Below are 1,871 nucleotides of genomic sequence, written 5' to 3' on the forward strand. Positions count from 1 at the left end.
CAATCGTGGCGCATCCACCGCATGATCGGGCCCTCGGGGTTTTCGTCGTGCAGGGTTCGTCATCTAGCCCGGACGGAATGCTTTGTGCACCTGATGCGCTGCACGAGGTAGCGTTCGAGGGCTAAATGGAGCGGGCCCCGTTGAGGCACACCTCGCTACGCCCTGCACTGCCCGATCACCGTGTACGAGACCACGGCGGTGTCGCCGGATGCGAACTGGAGCACGTGCCATTTCGGGTGGAAGCGCGTCGCCGCTGCCAGCTGACGCGGGTTATGGAACCAGCCTTGGACCACGCCATCATCGTGTGCGAAGGTCACCTTCGTGCCTTCGACCTGCAGGACTTCGATGTCACGCCAGCTGCCCTCCTCGCGGTCGTTCAGCGCCCGCAGGATCGGGATCCAGTGAGGGCGGTGGCCGGAGGCGACGAGCTGGCAGTAAGTGTGGTCGGTAGGCACTCCACCTGCCGATTCTGCTGGGAGAGAAACGAGCTGGCCGTCGTCGTGCGAGCGCAGCTGGTTGCGTTCGGGCGAGAAGTCGAAGGCCGCACCGGCCCGACGGACGGCGTCGAGGGCGTCGAAGGGGGTGGCGAAGGCGCGGACGTGCAGCTCACCGTCCGCGTGGAACGTCAGGGTGGTGTGGTTGATGTTGTCAAGCTTGGCCGGAATCCAGGAAACGGATGCCATGATGGCTCTCCTTGTAAAAGTCGCACTTTCGGCGCGCGGGTGTGCAGACGCCGACAGATCTTCTCCCGGGGGCACCGTGCGCGAACAGCGCGGTTGCCAGCCGACGGGCCGGGAGGCCTTACCTTTAAGCGGGGCGCGTCGGACTTCGTGATCCGTGGCCAAGCATAGCAGCTCCCTTATGCTGGGGGTTATGAAGCTTGCGACCATGATGATTGCTGGTTCGGCCGCGATCGGTGCCGTGCAGGCTGCGCGCAACCGCCCGCCGCTGCCGTTTAATGACCCGGACTTTGCCCCCACCCACGAGTCCCCGGTGCTCTACATCCACGGGGTGACCAGCCGAAGCCGCGCCTTCCGACCGAACGCGGAGCGGCTTCGCGACGAGGGCTTCTGGGTTTGGGGCTACGACTACGGCGACATGTTCGCCCCCGGCTTCTACGGCATGGGCAACTTGGACAGCATTATCGAGGACGTACACGCCAACGTCGACCACGTATTGGAACAGACCGGGGCCAAGCAGTTGGACATTGTCGCCCACTCGCAGGGCGGGCTGATGACCAAGCTCTTCATCGCCAACGGGGGCGCGCCGAAGGTGCGGCGCGTGGTAGCGATGGGCGCGAACTTCCACGGCACAGACGTGCGCGGGCGGGCGACCCGGTTCGCACCGCTGATTTCCCGCTACCCGCGGGCGGCCTCCACGCTCGCCTCGCCGGGCGTGATCCAGCAGTTAGCCGATTCGCCGTGGGTTCGTACCCACCTCAACGTGCCGGATACGTACCCGGAGATCGTCTATACCTCCCTCTACTCGCCTGCGGACGTGCTGGTGACGCCGAACGAGACGTCGATGCTCGCGTCGGTAAGCGGGGCGGATGTGGTCAACATCAACGTCGCCGAGGCCTACGACGGTTACGCCCCGCGGCACGCGCTCATGGAGCGTGACCCACTGTTTATCGAGCTCACCCTGTGGGGACTCACCCGCGAGCGCGGCGAGCATACCCCGCCGCGCATCCCGTGGGCGGAGGAGGGCTAGCCGCACTTCACGATCGGCTCGGGGTCGTAGACCGTGGTTTGGGTTTCCTGGTCGATGAGGTTGCCCGAAAGATCGTAGATGCTGCGGGTATCCGAGGTGGTAAAGCCCGGCGCGCCACCGGACGGGATGCAACCCTCACCGGCCGCGTTGATGGTGTTGGG

The 1,871-nt window shown here is 65.5% G+C and carries 2 protein-coding genes and 1 riboswitch; of the genes, one reads left to right on the plus strand and one right to left on the minus strand.

Annotated elements, in window-relative coordinates:
- Positions 1–155 precede the first annotated feature (155 nt).
- Positions 156–683, minus strand: coding sequence for a hypothetical protein (locus tag HMPREF2550_RS02560; protein ID WP_070762581.1), 528 nt, complete (start codon positions 681–683; stop codon positions 156–158).
- Between the two features lie 17 nt (positions 684–700).
- A riboswitch (SAM riboswitch) is annotated at positions 701–836 on the minus strand.
- 37 nt (positions 837–873) lie between these two features.
- Here HMPREF2550_RS02560 and HMPREF2550_RS02565 point away from each other — a divergent pair.
- Complete coding sequence (locus HMPREF2550_RS02565) at positions 874–1,710, plus strand: esterase/lipase family protein (RefSeq protein WP_083316968.1); 837 nt, start codon at positions 874–876, stop codon at positions 1,708–1,710.
- Positions 1,711–1,871: the final 161 nt, after the last annotated feature.

Origin of the sequence: Corynebacterium sp. HMSC074A01 (assembly GCF_001831515.1) — a bacterium.
GTDB lineage: Bacteria > Actinomycetota > Actinomycetes > Mycobacteriales > Mycobacteriaceae > Corynebacterium.